This window comes from Lactiplantibacillus paraxiangfangensis, from assembly GCF_036246185.1.
GTDB classification, from domain to species: Bacteria; Bacillota; Bacilli; order Lactobacillales; family Lactobacillaceae; genus Lactiplantibacillus; species Lactiplantibacillus paraxiangfangensis.
The window spans coordinates 4,212-5,920 of the sequence record NZ_BTPW01000052.1 but is presented as its reverse complement, the minus strand read 5'-3'; the positions used below and the strand labels follow the sequence as shown (position 1 = coordinate 5,920).

General features: G+C 41.0%; 3 protein-coding genes. All 3 read right to left on the bottom strand.

From position 1 onward, the window contains the following. A partial coding sequence (locus AAA939_RS15070) for a recombinase family protein (RefSeq protein ID WP_182995444.1) occupies positions 1-121 on the bottom strand: 121 nt, incomplete at its 3' end. A 375-nt stretch (positions 122-496) separates the two neighbouring features. Further along, a complete protein-coding gene (locus tag AAA939_RS15065) occupies positions 497-934 on the bottom strand; it encodes a MarR family winged helix-turn-helix transcriptional regulator (protein ID WP_128537208.1) in 438 nt (145 codons plus the stop codon). Positions 935-945: 11 nt separating this feature from the next. Next, positions 946-1,709 (bottom strand): mucin-binding protein (locus AAA939_RS15060; RefSeq protein WP_338231083.1); only part of this gene is annotated, 764 nt, incomplete at its 5' end.

Sequence of the window (1,709 nt, the reverse complement as noted above, 5' to 3'; positions counted from 1 at the left end):
CAGTAGTTGTGCCAGTAAACTTTTCCTGAAAGATTTTTTCTGCTCCTGCCAATTTTAGTAACTCAATTTGATTTGCTAATTTCTGATCAGTGGTACTGACCCGCGCATAGCCATATTTCATCTTTTTATCTCCTTACTTATGTCATTAAGTAATGACACGGTTCTAACCCTTTAATTATACAGTATCAAAAAAGAGGCCACAACTGTTAAGTTGTGACCTGACTTGTTCTATCTAAACACTTTACTCATTATATATTCAAGACGTCCAAAAAATTGCATCTAATATATCTAAGCCCTTTAACGGGGAGACACTTTGATACTTGCAACGCTCGATTAATTACTTGGGTATACAAAATGATTATTGTCACGAGCCAAAAATAATCTTAATGTTTAAATTTGCTTCACTTCAATAAAAGACCGGTCTGCTCAAACCCAAGGGTTTTAACGGACCGATCTTTATTTACGTTAAGGCATCTTTACTTACTTTGAAAAACTTTTAATTTATCTTAGCCAGTTGTTGTGACAAAGTTTCCACTTGTTTAGTCAACTTCTCCAAATCGTGACTTTGGTTGAAAGTTTTTAAATTTTCTTGCACTTGCCGAACACCTTCCTGGACCCTTTCTTGGCCATTAACAGTCAAAGATAGCCAAACAACTCGTCGATCATTTGGATTCACTTGTGATTGAATTAAATTATCTTGAATCAATCGCCAAGTATTCCTGGAAATTAGTGTGCGCGTGACCGTGAATGCATCAGATAATTCACTAGCAGTAGCTTGCCCATGTTGTTCAAGATAGACTAATATTCCCCACTCACGCATTGAAAAGTCAGTTTTGGCCAGTCCTTGCACTAACATCTGGTATGCCTGATTCTGAATAGCTTGCAGGGTTGTTAAGCTCTCAAACTGGTTCTTAGTTTGCCGATGATTTAGCATATAATATCATCCTATTCTTTGCGCTGCCGCTTAGTCATTCCGAAGAGTCCTAACAAACTACTCATGGCTAATAGTAATAAGCCACTCAGCGTCATGTGTTGTTGATCAGTTTCACCAGTTTGAGGCAACCGTTGATCCACAAAATTAGTAGCCGCTGCTTGACCAGCCTGAACCGGCTTTGTTGGCGTCGTTGGTTGACTTGGGTTAACCGGCTTTGTTGGCGTCGTTGGTTGACTTGGGTTAACCGGTTTTGCTGGCGTCGTTGGTTGACTTGGGTTAACTGGTTTTGTTGGCGCATCCTTGGTATAAACCACCGTGAAGTCAAGATCAATAGCGTCACCACTCACAGTTTGTGCCCCAATTTCAGCTTGATCTGGCGTATAACCCTTAATAACCGGGCTAGTCACTGCCGCAAAGCTTTGATCAGCTGACCAAGACCCATAGGTCTTTTCACCTGTAACCGCATCAGTTGAGACTTGACGCGTAAAGGTCACTTGAGCGGTGTTATCAGCAGGAGTTTGATTACCAGCGCCTTGATAATGAATAGTTTCTGTAACGGTTTTGGCCTCTGTAGACTGAATGTTTTGATGCTTCAAGTGAACCGTGAAATTCTGATCAGTTGTGTCATCATTGTCGAACGTCAAATCTGCTGGATAGCCATCGGTGACCAACTCATACCCTTGTTTCTTATAATCGGCAATGCTACCGCTGGTACTATAGCTGGATTTTGAACCCGTTGTTCCTGAGATTGAGTCCGTCTTTAAAGTTTTTCCGG